Genomic DNA, 26,334 nt, shown 5'->3' with positions numbered 1-26,334 from the left:
GGCAACCTGGGAGAGGCGGCAGCCAAGTATATCCCTGACATCCTTAACTTCCTCAAGGATGAAAAGGTTAACTCATCTGTTCGTAGCAGTGCGGCATCGGCATTGGGCAACCTGGGAGAGGCGGCAGCCAAGTATATCCCTGACATCCTTAACTTCCTCAAGGATGAAAAGGTTAACTCATCTGTTCGTAGCAGTGCGGCTGAGGCATTGGGCAACCTGGGACAGCTGGCAGCCAAGTATATCCCTGACATCCTTAACTTCCTCAAGGATAAAAAGGTAGACTCCTTATTGGTTCGTAGCAGTGCGGCTGAGGCATTGGGCAACCTGGGAGACGCCGCAGCCAAGTATATCCCTGACATCCTTAACTTCCTCAAGGATGAAAAGGTAGACTCATTTGTTCTTTACAGTGCGGCTAAGGCATTGGGTAACCTGGGAGACGCCGCAGCCAAGTATATCCCTGACATCCTTAACTTCCTCAAGGATGAAAAGGTTGACTCATATGTTCGTAGCAATGTGGCTAAGGCATTGGGCAACTTGGGACAGGTGGCAGCCAAATATATCCCTGACATCGCCAACATCCTCAAGGATGAAAAGGTTGACTCATATGTTCGTCGCAGTGCGGCTGAGGCATTGGGCAATCTGAGACAGGTGGCAGCCAAGTATATCCCTGACATCCTTAACTTCCTCAAGGATGAAAAGGTTGACTCATATGTTCGTCGCAGTGCGGCTGAGGCATTGGGCAACCTGGGAGAAGCGACAGCCAAGTATATCCCTGACATCTTTAACTTCCTTAAGGATGAAAAGGTCAACTCATCTGTTCGTAGCAGTGCTGCTGAGGCATTGGGCAACCTGGGACAGGCGGCAGCCAAGTATATCCCTGACATCTTTAACATCCTCAAGGATGAAAAGGTTGACTCAGATGTTCGTCGCAGTGCGGCTGAGGCATTGGGCAACCTGGGAGAAGCGACAGCCAAGTATATCCCTGACATCTTTAACTTCCTTAAGGATGAAAAGGTCAACTCATCTGTTCGTAGCAGTGCTGCTGAGGCATTGGGCAACCTGGGACAGGCGGCAGCCAAGTATATCCCTGACATCTTTAACATCCTCAAGGATGAAAAGGTTGACTCAGATGTTCGTCGCAGTGCGGCTGAGGCATTGGGCAACCTGGGAGAAGCGACAGCCAAGTATATCCCTGACATCTTTAACTTCCTTAAGGATGAAAAGGTCAACTCATCTGTTCGTAGCAGTGCTGCTGAGGCATTGGGCAACCTGGGACAGGCGGCAGCCAAGTATATCCCTGACATCTTTAACATCCTCAAGGATGAAAAGGTTGACTCATCTGTTCGTGGCAGTGCGGCTGAGGCATTAGAAAATATAAAACAACTCAAGTTGGAAGAGGTTGTTATAGTTTTGAATTATGTCTATGAACCAAACCAGGGAAGCCTTAGACAAGACGGAGCTTTTGAATATTGGCGGTTTTGGACTTATTTCCTGAGTGGTGGTAATGATGAAGTAAAAACGCTACTCACATGGGTAGGCAAACCTGAGAGAAAAGCAGTTCCTCCTAAACTTACCCACGAACAGGGCAAGAAAACACTAGAGGTTTTTCTCAAAGCCTGGGAACCTAGTCAGGGGTTGACAGAATTAAGAGAAGACTTAGCCAAGCAAATTTCCGAAGTTGCCACTAACAAAAACGTGACTTGGAAATTAGATAATCTTCTCTTACTGCAAAGCCATTACAACAACCTCAAACAAGTCAACTCCACCAATGCGAATGCGGTGCAGTCAGTCATAGATAATCTGGAGGTGTGGCGATGGTTTGTCCGCGCCAGAAATACAATTCTCATCCATGCTGCCTTGTGGCTTGCCCTCATCTTTGCCTACCCCAAATTTCCCCAAGTCCAAGCCATCTTCTTCTGGAACCCGTGGGTACGCCGAATTTTCGGTGTCGGCTATGTCGGCTTTCTCCTCGCCTGGGTTCCGTTCCTGCGCCGCAAACTGTTTGAGCCGTTCCAGCCTTCTCTATTAGCCGATGCAGGCTTAGATAACTTTAATGACCAATCATACTTCCCAGAATCCAGAGTCAAAATTCCCGCCTCCGAAGAAATCCTCCCAGTCACCGCAGCCTTACCCAGTATCAAAGGGCAAATAGTCTTAGAAGGTAATTCTGGTTTAGGCAAGTCGATGTTTTTGCGCCATCTCGTGAAAAACTCCCAGCAAATTCTTGTCTATCTCCCTGCCCAAAAGTGTAATAAAGGTGTAATAGAAGCCATCCAAGACAAGCTACACGGCCAAGCCCAAGATGCCGGCTTCCTAAAAAACCTGATTTACAGTGGCGCGATAGATATCTGCATCGACGGACTCAACGAAGTCACCGCCGAAACCCGCGCCAAAATCTGCCAGTTTGTCGAAAGCTATTTCCGGGGCAACATTATCATGACTACCCAGCCCCTAGAGTGGACACCCCCCTCAACAGCCAAAACCTACTACTTACAGCCCCTTGAACAACAACAAATTCAAGAGTTTTTGATCTCCCGTCAGCCGCGACTTCCCCAAGATGCCAAAATTCAAGGTGCTGATTACGCCCAAGCTTGCACCAATTATTTAACAGAAGTCCTCAATAACCAGCAAGCCAAAGAAGAGTTAGATGCTGTCCGCCGAATTCTTTCCAATCCAATGGATTTAACAGTGGTAGCGCTGATGCTATCACAAGGTAAACAGCCAAACTTATTTCGCCTGCAAGAACAGCAATACAACCTGATGGCGGCAGAATACCAACAAGAATGGAAACAAGAATTTCCGCTCAAAAGATTTTCCGCCGCCGTCTACCAAATGCGACTTGAAGACAAACAAGCCTTACCCGCCGATGAATTTCACCAAGTTGCCATGTCTTTGGAAGACGAGAAATACAAAATGGTAGTCAGCCGTCAGTGGCAAGATGAAAAAGGCGAAGCCAAGAAAGAATGGTACTTCCGCCACGATAAAATCATGGATTTCTTCTTGGTGCAAAACTTCCTCGGCGAAACTGATGCCGCCGAAGGACTATTAGTTGATAGAATGGGCGATCCGCGTTTTCGTGGCGTTTATTTCTTGCTAGCAACCTTACTTCCTTTAGATGCAGCCAAAGAACTGCGGGAAGATTTGATTCAATACGCGGCGGATACTAAAGACAATACAGTGAGTAATACCTTTGTGCAGTTGTTACGGACTAGATAAGTGGGCATGATTATTTTCTTTGTGTTTTAGAGGATGTTTGAAAAGTTCTTAGTGATGTATCAAATCCTTTTAGATCCCCCTAAATCCCCCTTAAAAAGGGGGACTTTGAGAGCTTTTTGCCCCCTTTTTTTAAGGGGGTTGGGGGGATCAAAAGCTTATGGGGCAAGTCTCAAAGACTTGTATGTACACCGTAGCTTTTTAAGGGAGGTTAGGGGGATCAATAAGTGTCTAAAATCACAGCCAAATACTTTTTAAACAACCTCTTAAGCAAAGTTGCATAGCACCACAAAGTTAACTTAGGGGATAATCATAACCCATCACTCATGTTCTATTGCGATCGCTCTTGGGGTATCGCCGACAATTGCCAGTTGCACTGTAAATGTGGAACCTTCATATAATTTACTTTTTACAGAAATAGATCCCCCACAGCGCAGCAGCAATTGCTGTACTATTGTTAACCCCAACCCAGCACCAGCATAATCTTCTGTAGATCCTGTACGCACACGATAAAATCGCTCAAAGATTTTAGCAATCTCGCTTTCGGCAATACCAATACCTGTATCGCGGAATTCTAATTGGACATAATCGCCTTGAAGACGGGCACGCACCCATACTTCACCCCCATTAGGAGTAAATTTAATGCTATTGTGCAGCAGATTAATTACAATCTGCCTCAGTCCACCACTCACACACCAAATAGATGGGAGTTCAGTGGGTACGGTGTAGGCTAGCATAATCCCTTTTTCTTGGGCTAAAGGTTGGTACGTACTCACTACCCCAGGTACAATCTCTGAGAGCCGCACTGACTCCAAAACCATTCCCTCTAAATTACGTTCTAGTTGCACCAGTTCCAACAAACCTGTAATTAAAGAATTTTGTTGATCGCACTGGGTATTTAACATCTGTAAATAACGTTGTCGCTGCGTAGGTTTGAGATTAGGAGAATTCAATAACGAAAGTGCTGTTTTGATATGCGTCAGGGGTATACGCAGTTCCTGACAGAGATTTTTCAGATATTCATCTTGAAATTGTTCTTTGTTGTGCAGTTCTTGATTTATCTGCTGCAACTTGGTAGTGCGGACTGTGATGATTTGGCGATTAATTTCATCCTGTCGCAGGAGTTGTTTTGTAAACAGTTGACTCATCGTTGCCGCTTCCGGCATCGTTGGACAAATAAAATCAGTAGGTACAATTGGCGATGATTCTGGCGCGTAGACACCTGGCAGATGGTCGTTAGATATCGCTTTTTGGATACCATTTAATACTTGCTGAATTACTCTCCCCTCAACAGTAGTGATAATCAGCAATGGCTGATTTTTATTAGTATTTACCTTCCCCGATGTCTGATTTTTGCGTTTTTTAAGTGGTCGATGAGCCAAAATTAAACTACAAAACTGGGGCGATAACACCATCAAAAAGTTTTCCCGTCGCAGTTGGCTATCTGGTGGCAGGTGAACGGTGACATGATGAGTAGATGAGAAAGATGAGGAAGTATTTTCTTCCCCTGCTTCATCATCTTCCCCCGCTCCCCCTTTTTCATTCTCGTCAAGCTGGCAAGTATAGATAATACTAGACGCACCCACTGAGGACTGGTAACGCGCTAATTCCGATTGCCAAATTTTTTCTGGTGGTAGCTTCACCCATAAAGTGGCTGCAATTTGCTGCTCAATTAGTAAGTCAATTTGCGCTCTCACCAGTGATAGCAGAGTCGCAGGACTGAGAGACAATGGTTTTGGAGGCACTTGCACTCCCATAACCAGTTGATATACAGACAGATCCTTAGTCAGAGAAACATTCATGAGTCAAGCACAATAAGGATGAAGCAAGAAATAATTCTGTCTCGATTTTCACCTTTATGTGTCCATCTTTTACAAAATCCCCACGGAAAGAAACATTAAATATCAAAAACTACAGCCATAAGGGGCAGGGAATGGGGGCAGGGGAGACAAGGGGACAAGGGGACAAGAGGTGAGAACTTGAAACAAGTCTTTCCCCTTGTCCCCAATTCTCCTTGTCCCCAAGTCCTCTTGCCCATGCCCCATGCCCAAATAAATTAAGCTTGGCTATTAAGTCTTTGCTGTAAAGCGTCGCGTGCGTGTTCTCGGTCGTCAAAATGGATTTTTTCAGTACCGAGAATTTGGTAGTCTTCGTGACCTTTACCAGCAAGCAGCACTCCATCACCTGGTTGTGCTTGTAAAATAGCGGTACGAATTGCAGTAGCCCGATCGCAAATTACCATTGGTTTTACTGTTTGGGCAATTCCCGCCAAGACATCTTCTAAAATCCGTTCTGGGTTTTCTGTGCGGGGATTATCTGATGTCACCACTGCCACATCAGCTAATTCAGCAGCAATTCTACCCATAATTGGGCGCTTGGTGCGATCGCGATCGCCGCCACAACCAAACACGCAAATTACCTTCCCAGGTATAAATGGACGTGCAGCTTTCAACAAGTTTTCTAAGCTATCGGGTGTGTGGGCATAATCCACAATCACACTAATATCTTGGTCAGAATTAATCTGCACCCGTTCCATCCGTCCGGGAACTCCAGGAAACTCAGGTATCACAGATGCCACTAACTGCAAATCTAGCCCTAAGTGTAAAACTGCTCCGACGGCTGCGAGAAGATTTTCTAAATTATATTGTCCGACTAGTGGCGATCGAAAAGCTACGTCACCTTTTGGTGTATGTAATGTCCCACTGACACCATTCGGCTCATAACTTAAATCACTCATCCATAAATCAGCGCTGTTGTCGTTGACGCTGTAACTCCAAACCCGTTCGGAATCTAACGAGGCAATTAATCGCTTCCCGTAAGAATCATCAGCATTAATTATTGCCCGTCCTTTAAGATAATCAGGGCTAAACAACAACGCTTTAGCGGCAAAGTAATCTTCCATGTCGCGGTGATAGTCGAGATGGTCTTGAGTAAGATTACTGAACACCGCCACCTCAAATTGACAACCCAACACTCTACCTTGAGCCAAAGCGTGAGAACTTACTTCCATCACCCCGAACTCACTACCAGCATTTACAGCCTCTGCTAGCTGCTGTTGCAGTTCCACTGCAAAGGGCGTAGTGTGGGCAGCAGTTTGCTCAAAACCTGCCCAACGAGTGTAGAGAGTTCCCATCAAAGCTGTGGCGAGATTAGCTTTGATCAGGAGAAATTCAATAATATGGGTAGTTGTAGTTTTGCCATTAGTACCAGTCACGCCTACCAGCTTAAGTTTTTGCCCTGGATAACCATAAAAAGCACTAGCTATCTGGGCACAAGCTTGAGTTATGTTAGTTGCACTGATGACCACAGCCTCATTTGTGGGAGGATTTTTTTGTGCAGCTTCGGGAGAAACGATCGCAGCCACAGCCCCCGATGCGATCGCACTTTGCCAAAATTCCCCACCATCAACACGTGTTCCTGGCATCCCAATAAACAAATCTCCCACACCACAAGCATGGGAATTGGTCTTCAAACCCCTAACTTCCACATCCTCCATCGGATGACTAGGCAATTGTTCAACACTGTCTACCGCCGTTAGTAATTCCCGCAATTTCATGTTGTGAACCTCGTCACATTCTTAATCTTGCGCTTATTCTGCATTATTTTTTTCTAATTGGCTAAATACTTACGCAACATTTGCTCCAACTGTTGCACACTAGCACGAGGAGAAGGACGTGGCAATAATTTCTCACTCCCCTCTGCGTCCTCTGCGCCTTGGCGGTTCGATAAATAAAGTACCGGCACTTCATACTCATACACAGCAAACCAATCTTCACGAGTCGTAATATCCCTAACTTCCAACTCGAAACTGAGATTTTGAATTTGTTCTAGCTTTTCTTGTAAGCCTTCGCATAAATGACAGCCGGGTTTACTGTATAAGATTAATTGCATTTGAGTTGGGGTAAGAAGTTATAAGTTTAGAATAACGAACCGCGAAGGCGCGAAGGGCGCGAAGGAAGAGAGATGAGAAGAGAATGGTTTGATGTGGGTGAGTATGTTGATCTTATGGCGTTGTTGTTGGATCTAGAAATAAGAGATGAGTATCGTGCTGGTGTGGTGGCAAATTTTGAGAGAATTAGTGCGATCGCAAATATTGTAAATTCTTTCCCTTTGCCAGAGGATATTGAAGTTGCACCAGTTTTTGAACCATAAGAGCTATTTTGATGTTTAAGCAATTTTGCTGAGTTTGCAATATAACCAACAATACTAAGATATAGCCGACTATACCTTGGAAAAATCAGATGAATAATTTCAATGCTGTTATTTCATTGAAGTCTGCGAGTATCGGTAGATTGTTGGTGCGGTTACTTTGGGTGCTGCTAGGATTTGGTGTTGCTTCTACGCTATTGTCTTTGTTGCAAGTAATAGCAAAGCCACTTTATGAGCTACTCGCTTCTCTGGATGCACTGCTATCAATAGTGACATTACTTTTTAGTTTAATTTCAATCATTGTTTTTATGATTTGGCTATATCGTCTCCATGCCGATTTAAGGGATATTTTCAAGGAATATCCGATTACGCCAGGAGGTGCGATCGCGCGATTTTTAATTCCTATATATAGCCTGTGGGGAATAGCCAACACGTTATCTACTTTTGCTGATCGATTTAAAGGTGAAGGTGAGGATTTAACACGTTTGAGTGAACAAGTGCGATCGTTAATCGGGCCGCTATATGGTTGTATGATTGGGTCAAATCTTGTGAATCGGCTCGCTTTTACAGAAGCTATTAAAAATCCCGAAGATAAATTTCTACCCTTTTGGTTTTTATTCTCTTGTATTTTAGATTTAGGTCTTACGGCTATTTTGCTACAACTAGCAAAAACTATGCGGACTGCTATTACTCAAAAAGCTAAAAGTGCTATCTCCTAATATTCCAGCATGAATTTTGATTCTGCCGATGCCATAACAATATCAGATGCGGTGCGTGCAGCCAAAGTCAGCGCGGTGGAAGTTACCAAAGCTGCGATCGCACGAATCGCTGCGCGAGATCATCAACTCAACTGTTTTACGGCTGTGACTGCTGAGACAGCTTTAATCGATGCAGTTCGCATTGACGAAGAAATTGCCCAAGGTAATAATCCTGGTTTGCTTGCTGGTGTGCCTTTTGCAGTGAAAAATCTCTTCGATATTGCTGGTTTAACGACTCTGGCAGGGTCAAAAATCAATGCAGAGAACCCAGCCGCTACCCAAGATGCAACAGCAGTAGCGAAGCTGAAAAAAGCGGGTGCTGTGCTGATTGGTGCTTTGAATATGGATGAGTACGCTTATGGATTTGTTACGGAAAACTCCCATTACGGTGCTACTCACAACCCACATGATTTACAGCGAGTTGCTGGTGGTTCATCGGGTGGTTCGGCGGCGGCTGTTGCTGCTGGGTTAGTACCTCTGACGCTGGGTTCTGATACTAATGGTTCAATTCGGGTTCCGGCGGCGTTGTGTGGCGTTTTTGGTTTTAAGCCAACCTATGGAAGGTTATCTCGTGCTGGGGTAGCTTTATTTTCTAGCAGTTTTGACCACATTGGCCCTTTTGCGCGTTCGGTGCAAGATATTGCTACGGTGTTTGATGTGCTTCAAGGAGAAGACGATCGCGATCCAATTTGCACAAAGCGTCCGCCTGAATTGGTTTTACCACAACTTAATCAAGATATTTCTGATATCAGAATTGCCATTGCTGCTGATTATTTTACCAAAGGTGCAGAACCAGAAGCTTTAGTAGCAGTGCAAAAGGTAGCTGATGCTTTGAATGTCACTGAATATGTAACCATACCAGAAGCACACCGCGCCCGTGCAGCAGCTTTTGTGATTACAGCTAGCGAGGGCGCAAATCTGCATTTGGAAAAATTGCGATGTCGTCCTCAAGATTTTGATCCAGCAACACGCGATCGCTTTTTGGCTGGGGCGTTAATTCCCAGTAGCTGGTATCTGCAAGCACAACGGTTTAGAAAATGGTACCGCGATCGCGTTCGAGAATTATTTCAAAATGTCGATGTGATTCTCGCCCCAACGACATCAATTTCTGCACCCCTAATCGGTCAAGAAAGTATGATTTTGGATGGGGAAGAAATTCTTGTCCGTCCTCATTTAGGATTATTTACTCAACCATTATCTTTTATCGGCTTACCCGTTTTATCAGTACCAATTCAGCATCCAAATGCCTTACCTTTAGGCGTGCAATTGATAGCAGCACCATATAATGAAGCTTTAATTTTACGGGTTGCGGCTGCGTTAGAGCTAAAGGGTGTAGTTTCAACAATAGTATAGTTATAGCGTTTGCAATATTTATTAATAGATATAATCAAGTGATCTCTCACAAAGTCAGGAGATAAATATGTACTTAACCAACTGAAAATCCTGTATATTGCCTCACCAATGGTTCATGAAATGCCAAAACAATATCTTCTTTGGGGACTCCTAAATTAACTAACTCATTAGCAATGCCAATCTCGGTACCATCATGCTGTATCCAAATTTTGTTGTCCTTAATGTCGAGATGTAATACGCACCCATACATCGGCGTGCGATTTTTCCAACCTGTATAAACAACCTGATAATGATCCCGTTCCGTGTCAAAGATTAGTTCTGTTTCCACTTCATCATCCGATGGACTTCCTTTAGCGTATTCAGTTAATAAGTCTTGGATATATGTGCGATATTGTTCTATCTTTTCCATTCTAAAATCACCTCATTGTTAGAGTCATAAACTAGCAAGCTGAGTTGAAAACGCTCAATAACAGTTTCCACAAATGGCAGGTTAAAAAATGTTTTATAAGCACCCTGTGGAACTGCTAAATATAAAACACGTTCAGGCTGCTGTTCTTCCAAAGCTATACGATAGTTAAGAAATTGACCCAATGCCGTATGAAATTCAGAAATATTTGACGGACTAATAAAGCTCTTAATCTCAACCGCGATCTTTTCTTCTCCTTTCTCAGCAGCTATGATTCTTTTGGCTCCTAAATCGATTTGCATATCAACCCTACCGACTCGAATTCTTAATGGGTCATCTGTAATTACCCAACCCTCTTTTTCTAAGCCATTTCTAACCGCATCATGAAAAATATCTTTAGCCGACATCAACTTAAAATTTAGTCTTTTTTATCGATTATTATAGCAATATTTTCTCTACCATGACTTTAGTTTGACAGCACAAACCTATTGTGCGAACGCACGAGCATCTGTTTACCAAAATCACACCTCACCTATTGATTGTAAATATTTGCGTAAATAATACTATACTTCCTCAAAAGCAGCCGGATAAACAACCTTACCTTTATACTTTTTTTCATAGCTTTGCAGTGTTTTAACCATGAAGACATCCTCTGGTACTAGAAAAGGAGACTCGATTTCATAAATAACAGAAGGCTGAAAGCCAAAACGATTATAGAAATGAGGATGACCAAGTACAACAACTACGGCTTCTTTCTTTGCATCTGCTTTTTCTAATCCTGCTTGTACCAGTGCGCTACCAATACCTTGTTGTTGAAACTGTGGATGAACCGCTAAAGGTGCTAGACCGATTACCTGTAGTATTTCTTCACTCAACAGGTTAATGTAGCTGAATAAAATATGACCAACTACAACATTTTCAACCTCTGCAACCAGAGAAAGTTCTGGAATGTAGCGGTCAGAACGGCGAATTTTCTCCACAAGTTTAGCCTCATTTTCCTGTCCAAAGGCTAATGTATTCACCTCAGCTATTACTGTACAATCTGCCAGAGTTTCACAACGGATATTGATCATTTTAAAACTAATTCCATAAAAACCCAGTTTGCTCGATATTCTGAAGGAATCTCTGTTTTTTCTAAATACGGCTCGATATCCTGAAAGCCATATACACGATAAAGTGTATGTGCTTCCTTTGCAAAAGGGGCGCTGTCTAAACGAATCTTTGAGTAACCAATACTAGAAGCTTCATTGACGATAGTTCTTAATAATGCTCTACCGATTCCTTTTCTGCGAAATTCTGGTCTTACATACATCCTTTTAATTTCGCCAATATCTTCACCAATTTTTCGCAAGCAAGCGCAGCCTGCTACTTTTACCTCGTATTGTGCCAAAAGTAAGCATCCTGAAGGGGGTATAAATTCATGAAGTTGAGTCATATATTGCTCAAAGAATGTATTAGCATCTAAATTAATGCCGAACTGATGGCTGAATATCAACTTAGTCTCATTAAAATATTCCCAAAACAGTTTCTGTGTATGAGATTTATGTTCGTCAGTCTCTACTTGTATAATTTTAAGCAAAGTTTATACCTCCGCTAAGTAATTGCACAAAAATCGGTATAAAGAGAATTTACTTGTAAGTTAATCTGTGCCAATTAAAACCCCGTATCGAGATCCTACCCAAGGGCGAGTGACATTATACATCATAAATTTCTGTTGTAATTAGTGCTGAGTAGAGCTAGCGTAAAGTGGACAATTTGACAATCTTTAATACTAAAACTACTTGGCGTATAGTCATAATCTGTCCGCACGCAACAAGAACGCAAGACACTTAATATATGGTTCGAGAGCTAGAAAGAAAACGCCAGAGTGCAAAGTTTCCTGAAACAGCACCGGCTGCAAATCCCGTATTTTTTAGAACCTATAGCCGCCGCACAAAGGCGGGATTAAGGGAAACATGGGATGAGGTATGCGATCGCACTCTACTCGGCTTAGTCGAGTTGGGAAAGCTCACTCAAGAAGAAGCTGCAATACTGGATAAGATGCAGCGCAACTTGAAAGCTATGCCCAGTGGACGCTGGCTATGGGTTGGTGGTACAGACTGGATAACGAAACCAAAAAACTTTTCCGGCGCTTATAATTGCACCTCTACCAATCTCGAAGACTGGAGTGCCTTCGGATTAATGATGGATTTGGCAATGATGGGCTGTGGTACTGGAGCCGTCTTAGAACCACAATTTATTAACCAGTTACCTCCTATCCGTAATCAACTGAATGTCACTGTAAAAGGTGAAATTGGCAGCACTCCTGTGCAACAGCGACGTGAATATACTGAAACTCATATAGAAGGCAATAGCGTCACTATTCACGTGGGAGATAGCCGTGAAGGTTGGGTTGAATCATATCAAGCCCTATTAGAACTCTCCACTAATGTACAGTTTTCAGCAGAAGTTGAAGTATTAGTTGATATCAGTGATGTCCGAAAAGCAGGAGAAACTCTCAACGGCTTTGGAGGAGTTGCTAATCCGGTGAAATTGCCCGGGCTGTATCAGCGTTGTGCCTCCATCCTGAATAAAGCTAGAGGACGACAATTAAGTTCAGTTGAATGTTGTCTATTAATCGATCAAGCTGCTGTAACAATTGTTGCAGGAAATATCCGAAGAAGTGCGGGGATGCGTCAGTTTGATTCTGGCGATCGCCTAGCAGCCACCGCCAAAGATAATTTATGGCAGCAAGATGAAAATGGCAACTGGCGAATTGATCCAGAGCGTGATGCACTCAGAATGGCAAACCATACGAGAGTTTTTCACCGCAAGCCGACCCTAGAAGAATGCCTTGATGCCGTTCGCAAACAGTATTATAGTGGCGAGGGAGCGATTCAATGGGCTGGTGAAGCCGTCGCGCGATCAAACATTGATTTGCTGCCAACACAAGCTTTGAAAGTTGAGTTTTTACAAGCTTATGAACAAGGAACAGCAAAACAGTGGTTAGAAGAACGTTATTCAAATCTTGATGCTAATGAGTTAGAACATCGTTTAGCTCGCTATGGGCTAAATCCGTGTGGTAAGTGATTTTGCCTCACGTTAAAAACCTCGCAAAAACGGGGAAAGCTGAGATGCTAATCCCGTGGTAATCAAAGGAATTAAAAAGTCTTTGACACCGTACAGCGTAGAGAGTGAAACTAGATGAAATCAGAAATTTGTGTCTAGAATATAATCTTTCCAAGAGTGCGGGGGTGGATGTGAAAAATACTTGTGTTGAGCGGAGCCGAAACACTTTTATTATCTGAAGTCACATCTGCAAAAGGTACGCGGAGCTACTGCAAATAATCAAGCAGTAGAACTAGGGGATAAAAAGCCTCTAGGGTAACAAACTTGGAAATCATTGGTAGTAATTTCCACTGCAATTTGTCAGAGGTTCACCTTAATCAAATCGACCCACGTAACTACAAAGAACAAGAAGAAGCTTTCACTGCTGGGGCGTTATCTGTTGCGGCACTTTTAAATCACAAATTCTTAGAACCACGCTATCAACACAGTCGTGAATTAGATCCGATTGTGGGAGTTTCTTTTACAGGTTTATTTGATTTCTTTGTCCATGCTTTTGGTGTTGATTGGCTGCGCTGGTGGGAAGCAGGAAGACCTGCAACACCCCAAGGATTAGCTTTCAAGCGTGAGGAAGAAAAATATCTCAGTTATTGGAGAGATATTGTACATCGTGTAGTTTGGGATTATTGCGATCGCCATAATTTCAAACGTCCCAATCGCTGTACCACAGTCCAACCAAGTGGTACTAAGGCTTTGTTAACTAATGCTAGTTCAGGATGGCATCCCCCCAAAGCCCAAAGATTTATTCGCCGCATCACCTTCGGCAAAAATGACCCAGTAGCCTTAGCTTGTATTGACTACGGTTACAATGTCATTCCCTCGCAATCAGATAAAGATGAACAGGGCAATTTGCTCAACGATCCGTTTGATTCACGGGTGAGTGAATGGTTAGTAGAAATTCCGGTTTCTGTCTCTTGGGCAGATTTACCAGGCGCTGATGAAATTGATGTTTCTAAGTTTTCAGTCTTAGCACAATTTGATTTTGTCCTCCAGGTTCAACGCTGGTATGTGACTCACAACACATCAGCTACTTTGGAACTGCGTTCTGATGAAATCGAACCTTTGGGACAGAAAATCTATGAAACTATTCAGAGCGATCAGGGATATATTTCAGCAGCTCTTTTAGCTCGTTTTGATGACTTGCAATCATTCCCACGTTTGCCATTTGAACCAATAGATAAACCAACCTACGATCGCTTGAATCAAGAAGTGAAAGCACGGCGGAAAACAGATGATTTCTGTGCAGTTTTAAGCCGCTACGATTTAGGTGAAATGTCAGAGGCTGGCCCTAGTGGTTGTGATTCTGATAAATGTATGTTTCCCGATCAGCAACCAAGCTCATAAGGTGAAATAACATCAACTTAGGGTAGGCAATATTTATCTACAATAAAAAGCAGTGGTTTAATTTAATATTTAACCACTGCTTTTTTATACCAACTAAAATTTGCCTTTTATCCCTTCCTCAGTCAATACGGTTCGGTTAACACAATGAAAGCTTACGAAATTCAAAGCAACGCCGGGATTGATGCGATCGCATTAGTCGATCGCCCTGAACCAAAACCAACTGCGGGACAAGTTCTCATCCAAGTCAAAGCAACATCCCTAAATTACCGCGATTTACTCGTTGCGGAGGGTGCTTACGGTGCTGGACAAAAATATCCGTTAATTCCCCTATCTGATGGTGCGGGGGAAGTCGTGGCGGTAGGGGAAGGTGTGACACGGGTGAAAATAGGCGATCGCGTCGCTGGTATTTTCTTCCAAGACTGGATTTATGGCTCTTTAACCAAAGAGAAAATGAAATCCGATCTCGGAGGCGGTATTGATGGAATGCTGGCTGAATATGTCGTATTACACCAAGATGGTTTGGTGATATTACCTGATTATTTATCCTACATTGAAGGGGCAACTTTACCCTGTGCAGCAGTCACAGCTTGGCACGGACTAGTGACAAAGGGCAATATTAGCGCAGGTGATAGTGTTTTATTACTCGGTACTGGGGGAGTTTCAATTTTTGCTCTCCAGTTTGCCAAGATACATGGTGCTAGAGCGATTATTACTTCTAGCAGTGATGATAAATTAGCACGAGCGAAACAGCTTGGTGCTGATGAGACAATCAACTACAAAATAACACCAGATTGGGAAAAGCAAGTTTATCAATTAACTAATCGCACAGGTGTAGATCATGTAATAGAAGTAGGTGGTGCAGGGACTCTGCCAAAATCACTACAAGCAGTTCGTATTGGGGGACGGATTAGTTTGATTGGCGTATTGTCAGGTAGAGGAAGTGAAATTGACCCCATGCCAATAATTTTTAAGAGTTTAACAGTTCAGGGTATTTATGTCGGCAGTCGGGAAATGTTTGAGGCGATGAATCAGGCGATGCAACAGCATCAAATCAAACCAATTATTGATCGAGTTTTCCCATTCACTGAGGCACAAGAAGCTTACAGTTATCTCAAAAATGCAACTCACTTTGGTAAAGTCGTAATTCGTAATTCGTAATTCGTAATTTTAAAGTTCGGTTAAGGTAAGAGACGGCGATTTATCGCGTCTTTGTGATGGTTTATCGTGTCTTTACGATCTAGAATTTCCATCAAAAAACATTAACCGAACTGTATTGAGTGTTTACTTCTATGTTTCAAGTGGGGTTTAAATTCCCACTTGAAACATAATTATTAATTACGTTTATACAGCAGCGAGAGTAGGCGCAGCGAATTTAGCATATCGCTCAATGTAGAATTCCTTAGAGTTGGCGATCGCTTTCACAGATTCACGCTCTTTCAAAGCACGTTTCCACTGGCGTAGACGGGTAAACTCTTCTGGTATTCCAAAACCACGATACTGCTTCAGTGCCGCCCAGCGCTCAAACCAGGGGAAATAGGTGAAATCGACTAAACTGATAGATTCACCAAACCAGTAAGGGCCTTCCCCAGAAAGCTTTGCCAAACCTTCGTTTTCAATGAATTCCAGGTGTTTGTATAGTTCTTGTTTAGCTTCTTCTTGTTTTTGGGGATCTGAACTCCGCAGAAGGGTAGAAAAAGCGTGGACAAATCTGGTGTTAGCAAAATCGATCCAAATGCGAGCCTGTGCCCTTGCAATGGGGCTGCTAGGTAACAGTGGTGGATTGGGAAATACCTCATCAAGATATTCGTTAATTACTGCTGATTCCCAAACTCGGTTATCGCCATGAGTTAGTGCAGGTACTTTACCATAAGGGGAAACTTTGGTAAAACCTTCAGGCTTATTCTGCAAATCAATTTCAATCAAATCGAAGTCAATGCCCTTCTCTTGGAGTACCAAACGAGTACGGTGAGCATAAGGACAAACAACTGCACTGTATACCTTAATTTGGGCCATGTTTAAGTACCTTGATAAATAGGACTTGTTAATCGGCATTGGGAATTGAATTTGAATCCAAAATCCCAAATCTTAAATTGTTAGTGTCCTGAAGCCCCTTTGAAGCACGTGAAGCTTAAAAAATTCTCGACACTAACTAAACTTTGAAATTTGACTATTAGGTAAAGTTTGGGATTGGGAAATGGGCTAATAATCAATAGTTTTTCTTCCCTTGCTCCCCCTGCTCCCCTGCTTCCTCTGCCTCCTCCTAAAGCCAGGGCACCTCTTCAGGTGCATAACGAAAGGCGCGGAAAACTGTATTTTGCTCCCCACGAGTTACTGGCGACTTCTCACCTGGAATATTCCGAGTTGCAAAGTGGGGATTGATGTATTCCCAAACAATCTCTCCTGCAACTGTCACCTCGAATATTCGGCCGTAAGCACCTTCTGTAATCAAGGTGTTGCCATTCGCTAAACGTTGCGCTCCTGATATGTATGCACTGAAGAAATTTTGGGGCGGGTTGTCGGTGTATTCCCAAACTATCTCTTTCGTTTGACGATTTACCTCAATCACACGGGAGAAATTGAGAGCGACGTTACGGCGATGTGCGCCATTGTCGAAAATCAGGATATTACCGTTAGCTAGCTCGTTCGGGAAGTGCTGCTGTGCTAGCACATCATCGCCCAAAGTCCAAATAATTTCTCCGGTTTTGCGATCGATAATGACAACTGTGGATATATTACGAAAGCTCACTATAATGTTGCCATCAGCGAGTTCCCCGACGGTATTTCCATGAGTCCATTCGTGTCGATGATCCTGGGGCGTAATGGTAAATATATCTGGATCGAGGTGTTCGTGGGCGTGCCAAGTCCAAACAATTTCCCCTCCAGAAGTCACTTCATAAAGCACATCCGCATATATATTCCCATCTGGTTCTGTACCTGTTACACCGCCTTTGATACGAGGTACTAACGACTGAGGTATTTTTTCAATGGCGAGTAAAATCGTGTTGCCATTGGCTAGTCTACGCCCATCGTGATGATGATCTGGATGCTTATATTCCCAAATAATATTTCCTTTGGGATCTGCCTCTAAAACAACACCACTTTTAAACGCAGCCCACAAAGCAAAACGTAGTGGTTCTTCTGCTGGAGTTTTACCGTTATAAAAGAGGTTTCCATTCGGCAAGAGATAACCATATAATCCTGGTGGATAAGGCAAATTCCACTGGTGTACTACTTCTCCTTCCAAGTTCAGAAGGTAGACTTCACCTTGACCTGTCAGAGGCGTGAAAAGTGTGTATCCTTTGAATACTTTTTCGGGATTGTAAGCTCTTAAACCAGTACCCCGACGACGAATAGTATTCTGGTCAATTAATGTTGCTGTAAAAGTCATATCCTAACTACTAAATATCTAGTTTTGAATCTAATAATGAGAGCCAGAGCCTCTAGGGAGGCATTACCAGGCTGGAGCCTGGTAACGAGGTGAACTGTCTAAAATGTTTGAATTTCTAATTTTTAATTTTTAATTGTTCATGGTGCTGGGTTTGGAGACTGAGCATGAACTATATCCAACTCTTCCAAAATGTCTTTACTGAGAACTACATCTACACTTTCCAAATTCTCTTTGAGTTGTTCCAATGTCGTAGCACCGATAATTGTGCTAGGGACAAACCAACGACTCCGCACAAATGCCAAAGCCAAATGCACTGGGCTTAGTTGATAGCGTTTTGCAATTTGTATATAAGCTCCTACTGCTTCGCTGACTTTTGGTTTTAAGTAGCGTTGACCAAAATTTTCAAATAAACTGAATCTTGCTTTTTCTGGTTTGCCATTTAGGTATTTACCAGTCAATAAACCAAAAGCCAAAGGACTATAAGCTAGTAATCCAATTTCTTCGTAATAAACTGCTTCTGCTAAGGCTCCATCAAATACTCGATTCAGTAAGTTATAGGCATTTTGAATAGAGACAACTTTGGGCAATCCTAATTGTTTTGCCGCGTTACTAAATTGGGCAACTCCCCAAGGTGTCTCATTACTCAAACCGATATAGCGAATTTTTCCTGCCTTAATTACATCGGCAAAAACTGCTAGCTGTTCAGCGATGGGAACTGTTTCTCCCACTTGATCTGGATCAAATACTGTTTGCCCAAATCGTGGCACATAGCGATCGGGCCAGTGGATTTGGTATAGATCAATATAGTCTGTCTGTAATCTTTTCAAACTATCATCAACAGCTTGTTTTATATTATCACGGTCAATTGCTTTGGCTCCACCACGTAACCATTTAAAGCCACGTCCGGGGCCAGCAATTTTAGTCGCTATAATCAGTTGTTCTCTTTGTTGACGCTTTAACCATTCCCCAATGTAAGTTTCAGTTAATCCATAAGTTTCGGCACTTGTTGGAACTGGGTACATCTCCGCCGCATCAATAAAGTTGACTCCTTGGGCAATAGAATAATCTAACTGAGAATGGGCTTCTTCAATAGTGTTTTGCTGTCCATAAGTCATAGTACCCAGACAAATTTCAGAAACTTTTAATTCGCTCTTACCAAGCTGGTTATACTTCATTTTTTCGCGTTGTTATTCTGTTTGATTTAACAGTGATATTTTTATTGGGATTTTACACTTTGTCAACTATATTATTATTTTTAATTAACTTAGCTTCAAACAACGCTTAGTTTGGCACCAAGCCAATATAAATTTTTCAGCAGAATATTATTTTGCTAATATTACTAAAAATCGATAGGCAAGCTGTAGTTAATGGATGCAGTTGCTTATTATTGCATAAAGCAACCCGATAAGTAAGATAGTTTGTGGAGTCATAAAATCTAAAATTGTAGTACAAAGTACTTGCTTTTATTGGGTTTTTGTGGTTTGGACTGTTTTAGTCTTAGCATATACTACTATAAGTTAGTTGATTTACCGTAGTATATCAAAAATCTTAAGATTATTCTGGAATTAAGTCTTAATAAATGTTCATGTTAAGATGCTTCTAGAAAAGTATATTATTTTCGTGAACAATCAAAATATACCGAGTTTATCGGGAAAGGTTACAATATCCGATCGCAACGATAAAGACTTATGGTTGTAAGGACTGGTGTAACCAAAAATTTTTGTTGCTCAATGATTATGAGCGTCTTGTCCCCTATCTGAAGCTGGTTAAGCTCTCAAATCGGCAAGTACTTTATGAAGCAGGCGAACCGATCGCACAGGTCTATTTTCCTAATAAGGCAGTAGTTTCTATAATTACCACTATGGAAGATGGCTCAACTGTGGAAGTTGGTTTAGTTAGCAATGAAGGCATGGTAGGTATGCCCATAATTTTAGGAGATAACATCACAACCATAACCGAATCTGTGCAGATTCCAGACAGTGCTATGCAGATCGATGCAGATATACTCAGATTTTATTCTTTCTTAATTCCGCTACCAGCAAAAACCTTTGAAAGAGCAGGGATATAAAATATACTAAGAATAAATACAGAGAAGATTCAAGTAATTCTCTGTAGACTACTCATTTTTTCATATAAAGGGCTGCATTATGGAATATCTTGCTTATTCTCACATGTTTATTGCTCAAGAAGAGGCATCTGGAAACACCAAATATAATCTCCCTAAATCTCAATTAAATGGGAAAGAACCTCTTAAATCTTCTAACATAGTTATTGCTGAAAAACAGGTATCTGCAAACAGCAAAACTAAGTTCAATTGGAAAAAACTACTTAAATCTTCAGCTTGGTTGGCTTTAGCGGGTGTTGGTGTATTACTTATTGCTGCTACCCAAATTCAAATAAGTTCGGCTGCTTATGTAAAGACTAACGGCAGTTGTTTGCGTATCCGTACAGGCCCAAGCACCAACTACTCTTATATTGATTGTGTATCAAATGGTGCAACACTTCCAGCGATTGAGAGGTATGAAAACGGTTTTGCTCGGCTTTCCACGGGTAGATATGTTTATGCCCGATGGGTTGCTGATAAACCTAACAATCCTCCTGTGACTAGTAGACCTGGTGGCGTTGGTGGTTCAGTTATTCTGACCCGTGGTTCTAGAGGTCAGCTTGTAAGAGACGTTCAGACAGCTTTAGGTAATCTTAGAGTTGATGGAGTTTATGGTCAAGAAACTGTTAACCAAGTCCGAAGCTTTCAGGCAAGTAAAGGTTTACTTGTAGATGGTACGGTGGGGCCCGAAACTAGAGCCGCTCTGGGTATCTAAAAGTTAGAGACAATTTCATCAACCAGCAACTTTTGAAAAATCTCATTTCTAGGTTCTACCTATTTTCTTAGAAATCTAAACTAAGGAAGTTTTAATCTAAAACTTTTCTTATCAGAGACGCTGCGCCAACAGAACATCTAGCCCGTCTTTAAGCGGGCAAGATGCTCACATCAGAACATTGAAACTGTGTTTAATTGCAATAAGAAAAGCCGATTTTATACACCCTGAAAAACAAAAATTTTGTATTTTGTTTAATCTAAGTTGATATTTCGGATGAAACACCCAAGTAATTTTGTACAATCTGCAAAATGCGCTCTGCTGCATGACCATCCCCAAAGGGATTAATTGCATTTGCCATTGCTTCATAGGCATCTGGATCGCTTAGTAACTCAGCCGCAGATGCAAAAATCTTCTCACTCGTAGTGCCTACAAGTTTGGCTGTACCGGCTACAACAGCCTCTGGTCTTTCGGTAGTATCTCTCAAAACCAGTACTGGTTTTCCCAAACTAGGGGCTTCTTCTTGCAAACCACCAGAGTCAGTGAGCAAAAGATGCGATCGCCCAATTGCTCCCACCAGTTCGCCATAATCTAGAGGTTCCGTCAAGAAAATTCGGGGATGATTCCCCAAAAGCTCTTGCAACGGGATTCGCACTGTGGGATTGCGGTGTAACGGTAAGAGCATTGCTGTATCAGGGAACTTGTCTAAGATTTGTAAAAACCCCTGAGCGATCGCTTGCAGAGGTTCTCCCCAATTCTCCCGCCGATGAACTGTTGCTAACAGAACGCGGTATGAATCCCAGTCTAAGCCTGGTACATTACAAACAGCTTGGGTTGCAGCTACATTCAACAGCGCATCAATTACCGTATTACCCGTCATGTGAATTTCACCCAAAACACCAGAACGGTGCAAATTTTCCACAGCCCAAGGAGTTGGCGCAAAGTGCAACTGAGTAATTTGAGAAATCAACCGTCGATTAGCTTCTTCTGGGTAAGGATTAAAGATATCATCAGTTCTTAAACCTGCTTCTACATGACCAATAGGGATCTTTTGATAAAAAGCTGCCAAAGCTGCGGCAAAAGCAGTTGTCGTATCTCCCTGTACCACCACTAAATCTGGCTTTTTCTCTTTAAATAACGTTTCTAACCCTTGTAAACTACGGCAGGTAATATCATTTAGAGATTGCTGAACCTGCATAATTTCCAAATCATAATCTGCTTTGATGTTGAACAGCTGCATAACTTGCTCAACCATCTCCCGATGCTGTCCAGTTAGGATTACTTGCGACTCAAAAGCTGAAGACTTCTGGAAAATCTGAATTACTGGAGCAAGTTTAATCGCTTCGGGACGAGTACCCAAAATAATGCAAACCCGTTTTTGATTAGTCATTGGTCATTAATCATCTGTCATTTGCCAATGGTTATAGTCAATGGTCTATGATCAATAGTCAATAGTTGACGGTCAATCATTACACAAATCATAAATATAAAAGGAAAAATTATATAAAAGGCATGAAAAAACCCGGCTTAATCGGGTAGATGAACTGTATATCGAATTAAATTGTAATCACATCATTATTAAAGAGCATGAAAAAACCCGGCTTAACCGGGCAGACGCACTGTTTGTCGTATTCACCTGTGATGACTACATTTTAATCTCACAAGTTAAAGGGCAAGCAGCATAGACAGTAGTCTGCATTTGGTCTGCCTCTCCATGCAGCCAGCTTAACCATTTAACGTCACTGGGATGAACTCCTTTAATAGTTAGCACACCCGCAGCAAATACAACTGCCATGACATTAAACATGATTAAAGCACCTGCTACAAGCAAAACAGCACTAACAGGCATCACAGATTGCAAGATGATCGATAACAGACATCCAACCGTAGCCATCAAGACAACTAATGGAAAACCGACAACCAACAAGCATACTGCTAATGTAAAAGTCCATATTAAAAAGCTTTTAATCATCAACAAGGAGTAGGTCTTTCCTAGATTAGAGCTTTGAGCAGAAACCATTGACTTTTCCTCCCAAAAATACACAGCAATTTTTAATTTCAGTGAAATCTCGCTTTAACGGCGAGTTAACTGATTTGTTTCTCAGTGAAATTCAGTATATAAAAACTAATCGGAAAAATGAGCATTTAGTTACTAAAGTTTACAGTTAGTTTTTTGTAATTGTGGATATAAAACCAAGTTTATATCTATTAGAATAACTTGCTTTCTGCATCTGTCTTCAGATATATAACCTAAAATGTATGGGCTTTTAACGTTGATCCCCAGATATTGCTCCTACTAAGCTTAACATTTCTTATAAAAATTGATAGAGCTTCTCATAATTGATAGACGGGCTGAATAAATGAATAGTTAGTATTTATGCTGTTAATTGCTGGCAATTTGGATTCATGCCCAAGATAAATTTCTCATTTAATGGCTGAGAATATTCATATTTTGTGAAAAGTATTATAAAGCACCATACAATCTATGAAATTTTGCTGAGGCGTTATTAGCTACTAAGTGTGTTAAACCATGATATATAGATTAAATAATTTTTCTAAATCTTCTGAGTAGCGGAATCTAAAGAAAAAAAGATACCAGTTTAGGTGGATGAAATGGATTGACCGTGGTTCTAGATTTTCAATCGCCTCCCATCACCACTAGGGCTTGCACGCAAGCATTTTCCAAAAGTCATCGAAGTAAGTGACTTGACTTCTCACTAATTCAAATTTTTACCTGCCAAATGTGAAGATATATGACAGAATCACAGTCTCCATCAAATTCTAGCCCTGTTACCGAACGTAACTTGCCCCCAATGCCCCCAATGCCACCACCTCCGCCAACCTTTAGTACGCAGAGGCAGATGACACAAACATTGGATATGTCAATGGATAGGAGTACCAACACGCCTGTTGCAGGTCATCGTCCGGTTAGTCCACCGCCAATACCTACTTCAGTTCTCCCTAAAACCAGCAGTGCGGGGCCCACTTTAGAGAAGTTAATTAGGGAAGCTTACGATCAAGGATATTCTGACTTGCACTTAGGTGTCGGTGAAGTACCGCGCTTCCGCACCCGAGGAGAAATTCAATCATGGGATTATCCAGAAGTCAGTAAAGAAGCTTTTATGAATTGGTTGCGGGAGGTAATGACTGAGGCGGAAATTCAGCGTTTTGAAGAACACTTAGAATTTGACGGAGCAACTCAATATGACTTTGCTCGCGTGCGGATTAATGTTTTTGGCACTCTTAGAGGGCCTGCAATGGTGTTGCGGTTGATTCCTCTGAAAATCTTAACTATGGAACAGTTGAGATTACCCCCAGTTTTTCGGGATATTTGTCATCACCACAAAGGTTTAATTTTGGTAACTGGGCCCACTGGTTCTGGTAAGTCCACCACAATGGCAGCGATGGTTGACTACATCAATAAGGAAATGGCCAAGCATATCATTACCATTGAAGACCCAATCGAATTTATCCATCAAAGCCGCAAATCTTTAGTCAAACAACGGGAAGTGGGAATGCATACCCGGAAATTTGACAACGCTTTGAAAGCAGCTTTGCGGGAAGATCCAGATTTGATTCTGGTGGGGGAAATGCGGGATAAGGAAACAGTTAACACCGCCCTAAAAGCTGCTCAGACTGGTCACTTGGTCATGGGAACCCTACACACCAATAGCGCGGTTAAAACCATTGAACGGATTCTCAACCTCTACTCTGGTGACGAACAGGATGCAATGCGAGTAGCAATTTCTGAGTCTTTAGTAGCGGTAATTGCTCAAGGTTTGTGCCGCACAACTGACGGGAAGCGAGCTGCTTTCCACGATGTGCTGATCAATACTGAGGCTATTAAAGAATGGATCAAAGACGGTAAGTATGATGAAATTGGCGAGTTGATGAAACAAGCTGGCTTTGACGGCATGATTACGATGAATCAGTCGTTGCTCAATCTCTATCAAGAGGGCCGCATCACTGAAGAAACTGCTTTGGAAATGTCGCCAACTCCTAATGAAATGGCACAGTTTCTCCGAGGTAGAGTTTAAGATTTGGGAATTGGGAAGAGGACTTGGGAACAAGGGGACAAGGAGACAAGGAGACAAGGGGAAAGACTTGTTTCAAGTTCTCACCTCTTGTCCCCTCATCCCCCAATCCCAAATATTTTTCTGATCCTGGTTACGGTTATAGCTAAGGTAAAAGGTAAAAGAGAGAATTTTTACTTTTAGCTTCCTAGCCGTTGTGAATAACTTGACAACAAACAAACTATCTACACCCCAGTTGTTTAAAGGCATTGCCCTATTTACACCTGGAGGAGATTTAATTTACTGCATCGACCCTAGCAAACAAGGTCGATGGCACTTGCATTTGTGTTCGGCTTTGCAAGAAATTCTAGATTTGCCAGAGCCACCGCACTTTTTAGTGCCTTGTTATACTGCCACTATTGACCACTGGTTAGATCCGCGCACTCAACAAGTGCGAACTTTTGCTGAAGCTTATCCGGCTGTAATTAGACATCAAGCTTTGCTTAATGCCATTTTTGGTACAGGGGAGTTAGTATGGCAAGCTGCTCCTTGGCAAGAAGGGTTGTGCGATCGCATGGTATTAACATCTTATCGTTCTTCATTTGGGCAGCTTTGGGAAGATCATGATTTAATTGTTCGTCTAGACCTTTCTGAACCTGTGCCAAAATACCACCAGCCAGTAATAGTACAAAAAAAGGAAGTAATCACACAAGGCTATGTTCTCCGCTTGTTTGTTGCAGGACATAGCAGTACCACTGAACGCATTCTGCAAAATTTACATGAATTGTTGGAGCGATCGCTGGGACATCCTTATACTTTGAAAGTAATTGATGTTTTAAGTCATCCAGAACAAGCAGAACTCAATCAAGTTTCTGCAACTCCTACCCTTGTCAAAGTTTGGCCGCACCCAATTCGGCGAATCGTTGGAGAGTTGGATCATGTAGAAAAGATTTTACAGATGTTAGCTGCTAAGGAAAAATTTTAAGTTTTATAACGAAATTGAGCGTTAAAAGTACCTGCCTACACAGCGATAGGATATTTTTTTTATTGGAAGTCCCCAATAAAAAGCTACAGCGATCGCCTTAGTTATATCTCACTTCCTTGCCTGTATAACTTGCAAACTACCACCTGCATATAAAATTGGCTTACTGACATCAAACCCAGTCTCAGTTAACAATCCAGCTAAATCCGTTTTCAACAATTGCCAAGCTGTTTCCGTCTCAAACAACAGCAAAAACAGTGATATCCCAGGCCACAATATCGGATTTGTTGGAGCGTGAAAATCCACTAGTGTAAATACCCCTCCTGGCTTCAGCACTCGATAAACTTCATTAATAATTTTTCGTAATTGCTGAGGCTGCATTTCATGTAATGCAACGCTGATATGCACCACATCAAACTGATTATCTGCAAATGGCATCTCCTCGGCAAAAGCTTCGACATAAGACGCTTCCGGGACATTTAGCCGCGCCCGTTGCAAAGACTTAGGTGAAGCATCCAATCCTGTTACATTTTGTGAAAGTTTTACTAAAACTTGCGTCGTCTGACCACTGCCGCAACATAAATCTAAAACCTGAGTATCTGAGTGAATTGTTAAGGCTTGCAAAGCAAGTTGCCGAAAACGGGCTTCACCACCTACACTTAAGGCTGCTAAACGAGAGATGCTATCATAAAGCCACTGATAGCGGTAACTCCAATCCCTTAAAATTGTTGCCATTGCATATTTCCTTGCTATTAAGCTTTATTATTTAATAAAGATATATTGTTAACATTAGTAAAAAATCTGAAA

22 protein-coding genes and 2 pseudogenes are annotated in these 26,334 nt (G+C 42.1%); 11 read left to right on the top strand and 13 right to left on the bottom strand.

Going from position 1 to position 26,334, the window contains the following annotated elements; translation table 11 throughout:
• Nucleotides 1-6: 6 nt before the first annotated feature.
• Complete coding sequence (locus tag V7K69_RS08320) at nt 7-3,216, top strand: HEAT repeat domain-containing protein (protein ID WP_335033158.1); 3,210 nt, start codon at nt 7-9, stop codon at nt 3,214-3,216.
• 317 nt (nt 3,217-3,533) lie between these two features.
• Here the strand turns inward: V7K69_RS08320 and V7K69_RS08315 are convergent, their stop codons facing one another.
• The 3 genes from V7K69_RS08315 to V7K69_RS08305 all read right to left on the bottom strand — a co-directional run bounded on the left by V7K69_RS08315 (nt 3,534) and on the right by V7K69_RS08305 (nt 7,104).
• Nucleotides 3,534-5,015 (bottom strand): DICT sensory domain-containing protein, encoded by a 1,482-nt coding sequence (locus tag V7K69_RS08315; RefSeq protein ID WP_335033155.1) that lies wholly within the window; start codon nt 5,013-5,015, stop codon nt 3,534-3,536.
• Nucleotides 5,016-5,269: 254 nt separating this feature from the next.
• A complete protein-coding gene (locus V7K69_RS08310) occupies nt 5,270-6,769 on the bottom strand; it encodes a UDP-N-acetylmuramoyl-L-alanyl-D-glutamate--2,6-diaminopimelate ligase (protein ID WP_335033153.1) in 1,500 nt (499 codons plus the stop codon).
• A 53-nt stretch (nt 6,770-6,822) separates the two neighbouring features.
• Nucleotides 6,823-7,104, bottom strand: coding sequence for a glutaredoxin family protein (locus tag V7K69_RS08305; protein ID WP_335033151.1), 282 nt, complete (start codon nt 7,102-7,104; stop codon nt 6,823-6,825).
• 72 nt (nt 7,105-7,176) lie between these two features.
• Here V7K69_RS08305 and V7K69_RS08300 point away from each other — a divergent pair, with 72 nt between their 5' ends.
• The 3 genes from V7K69_RS08300 (at nt 7,177) to V7K69_RS08290 (ending at nt 9,473) form a co-directional block, all read left to right on the top strand.
• Nucleotides 7,177-7,365, top strand: a complete 189-nt coding sequence (locus tag V7K69_RS08300) for a DUF4089 domain-containing protein (protein WP_335033149.1) — start codon at nt 7,177-7,179, stop codon at nt 7,363-7,365.
• A gap of 89 nt (nt 7,366-7,454) precedes the next feature.
• Nucleotides 7,455-8,081 (top strand): DUF4328 domain-containing protein, encoded by a 627-nt coding sequence (locus tag V7K69_RS08295; RefSeq protein ID WP_335033147.1) that lies wholly within the window; start codon nt 7,455-7,457, stop codon nt 8,079-8,081.
• A 9-nt stretch (nt 8,082-8,090) separates the two neighbouring features.
• Nucleotides 8,091-9,473 carry an AtzE family amidohydrolase gene (locus tag V7K69_RS08290; RefSeq protein WP_335033145.1) on the top strand — a complete coding sequence of 461 codons (1,383 nt, stop codon included), beginning with the start codon at nt 8,091-8,093 and terminating at the stop codon, nt 9,471-9,473.
• A 73-nt stretch (nt 9,474-9,546) separates the two neighbouring features.
• Here the strand turns inward: V7K69_RS08290 and V7K69_RS08285 are convergent, their stop codons facing one another.
• From V7K69_RS08285 to V7K69_RS08270, 4 genes are all read right to left on the bottom strand, one after another.
• Nucleotides 9,547-9,882 (bottom strand): XisI protein, encoded by a 336-nt coding sequence (locus V7K69_RS08285; RefSeq protein WP_335033143.1) that lies wholly within the window; start codon nt 9,880-9,882, stop codon nt 9,547-9,549.
• Complete coding sequence (locus V7K69_RS08280) at nt 9,870-10,286, bottom strand: XisH family protein (RefSeq protein ID WP_335033141.1); 417 nt, start codon at nt 10,284-10,286, stop codon at nt 9,870-9,872. Before V7K69_RS08280 ends, V7K69_RS08285 begins: the two co-directional genes overlap by 13 nt.
• Nucleotides 10,287-10,442: 156 nt before the next feature.
• The gene (locus tag V7K69_RS08275) at nt 10,443-10,952 is read right to left on the bottom strand and encodes a GNAT family N-acetyltransferase (RefSeq protein ID WP_335033139.1); all 510 of its coding nucleotides are present in this window, start codon (nt 10,950-10,952) and stop codon (nt 10,443-10,445) included.
• Nucleotides 10,949-11,458 carry a GNAT family N-acetyltransferase gene (locus tag V7K69_RS08270; RefSeq protein WP_335033137.1) on the bottom strand — a complete coding sequence of 170 codons (510 nt, stop codon included), beginning with the start codon at nt 11,456-11,458 and terminating at the stop codon, nt 10,949-10,951. The genes V7K69_RS08275 and V7K69_RS08270 overlap by 4 nt, the downstream gene beginning before the upstream one ends.
• 257 nt (nt 11,459-11,715) lie before the next feature.
• Between V7K69_RS08270 and nrdJ (V7K69_RS08265) the strand changes: the two are divergent.
• The 3 genes and pseudogenes from nrdJ (V7K69_RS08265) to V7K69_RS08255 all read left to right on the top strand — a co-directional run.
• Nucleotides 11,716-12,945, top strand: a pseudogene (nrdJ, locus tag V7K69_RS08265) (ribonucleoside-triphosphate reductase, adenosylcobalamin-dependent); the annotation flags it as partial.
• Nucleotides 12,946-13,254: 309 nt separating this feature from the next.
• Nucleotides 13,255-14,328 (top strand): annotated as a pseudogene (gene nrdJ, locus V7K69_RS08260) (ribonucleoside-triphosphate reductase, adenosylcobalamin-dependent); the annotation flags it as partial.
• A 144-nt stretch (nt 14,329-14,472) separates the two neighbouring features.
• Nucleotides 14,473-15,486: a zinc-dependent alcohol dehydrogenase family protein gene (locus tag V7K69_RS08255; protein ID WP_335033135.1), complete on the top strand. Its 1,014-nt coding sequence runs from the start codon at nt 14,473-14,475 to the stop codon at nt 15,484-15,486.
• Between the two features lie 183 nt (nt 15,487-15,669).
• Here the strand turns inward: V7K69_RS08255 and V7K69_RS08250 are convergent, their stop codons facing one another.
• From V7K69_RS08250 to V7K69_RS08240, 3 genes are all read right to left on the bottom strand, one after another.
• Entirely contained in the window at nt 15,670-16,341 is a 672-nt protein-coding gene (locus tag V7K69_RS08250; protein ID WP_335033133.1) for a glutathione S-transferase family protein, read from the bottom strand.
• Between the two features lie 247 nt (nt 16,342-16,588).
• A complete protein-coding gene (locus tag V7K69_RS08245) occupies nt 16,589-17,716 on the bottom strand; it encodes an aryl-sulfate sulfotransferase (protein ID WP_335033131.1) in 1,128 nt (375 codons plus the stop codon).
• Nucleotides 17,717-17,853: 137 nt separating this feature from the next.
• Nucleotides 17,854-18,891, bottom strand: a complete 1,038-nt coding sequence (locus V7K69_RS08240; protein WP_335033129.1) for an NADP(H)-dependent aldo-keto reductase — start codon at nt 18,889-18,891, stop codon at nt 17,854-17,856.
• Between the two features lie 548 nt (nt 18,892-19,439).
• Here V7K69_RS08240 and V7K69_RS08235 point away from each other — a divergent pair.
• A complete protein-coding gene (locus V7K69_RS08235; protein WP_335033127.1) occupies nt 19,440-19,784 on the top strand; it encodes a cyclic nucleotide-binding domain-containing protein in 345 nt (114 codons plus the stop codon).
• A 79-nt stretch (nt 19,785-19,863) separates the two neighbouring features.
• Entirely contained in the window at nt 19,864-20,535 is a 672-nt protein-coding gene (locus tag V7K69_RS08230; RefSeq protein ID WP_335033124.1) for a peptidoglycan-binding domain-containing protein, read from the top strand.
• A gap of 256 nt (nt 20,536-20,791) precedes the next feature.
• Here V7K69_RS08230 and wecB read toward each other — a convergent pair whose 3' ends face one another.
• Together wecB and V7K69_RS08220 are read right to left on the bottom strand one after the other, a co-directional pair.
• The gene (gene wecB, locus V7K69_RS08225; RefSeq protein WP_335033122.1) at nt 20,792-21,922 is read right to left on the bottom strand and encodes a non-hydrolyzing UDP-N-acetylglucosamine 2-epimerase; all 1,131 of its coding nucleotides are present in this window, start codon (nt 21,920-21,922) and stop codon (nt 20,792-20,794) included.
• Between the two features lie 255 nt (nt 21,923-22,177).
• Complete coding sequence (locus V7K69_RS08220; protein WP_335033120.1) at nt 22,178-22,552, bottom strand: hypothetical protein; 375 nt, start codon at nt 22,550-22,552, stop codon at nt 22,178-22,180.
• Between the two features lie 733 nt (nt 22,553-23,285).
• Between V7K69_RS08220 and V7K69_RS08215 the strand changes: the two genes are divergently transcribed.
• Together V7K69_RS08215 and V7K69_RS08210 are read left to right on the top strand one after the other, a co-directional pair.
• The gene (locus V7K69_RS08215; RefSeq protein WP_335033118.1) at nt 23,286-24,569 is read left to right on the top strand and encodes a type IV pilus twitching motility protein PilT; all 1,284 of its coding nucleotides are present in this window, start codon (nt 23,286-23,288) and stop codon (nt 24,567-24,569) included.
• 193 nt (nt 24,570-24,762) lie between these two features.
• On the top strand, nt 24,763-25,530 hold the full coding sequence (locus V7K69_RS08210; protein WP_163939652.1) for a circadian clock KaiB family protein: 768 nt from the start codon (nt 24,763-24,765) through the stop codon (nt 25,528-25,530).
• Between the two features lie 108 nt (nt 25,531-25,638).
• On the opposite strand, the gene V7K69_RS08205 is transcribed toward V7K69_RS08210, so the two are convergent.
• Nucleotides 25,639-26,262 carry a class I SAM-dependent methyltransferase gene (locus V7K69_RS08205; protein WP_335033113.1) on the bottom strand — a complete coding sequence of 208 codons (624 nt, stop codon included), beginning with the start codon at nt 26,260-26,262 and terminating at the stop codon, nt 25,639-25,641.
• Between the last annotated feature and the right edge of the window lie 72 nt (nt 26,263-26,334).

It is taken from the genome of Nostoc sp. (assembly GCF_036917775.1).
GTDB lineage: Bacteria > Cyanobacteriota > Cyanobacteriia > Cyanobacteriales > Nostocaceae > Nostoc.
Note: the sequence above shows the minus strand (reverse complement) of the source record. Positions and strands in the feature narration are given on the sequence as shown.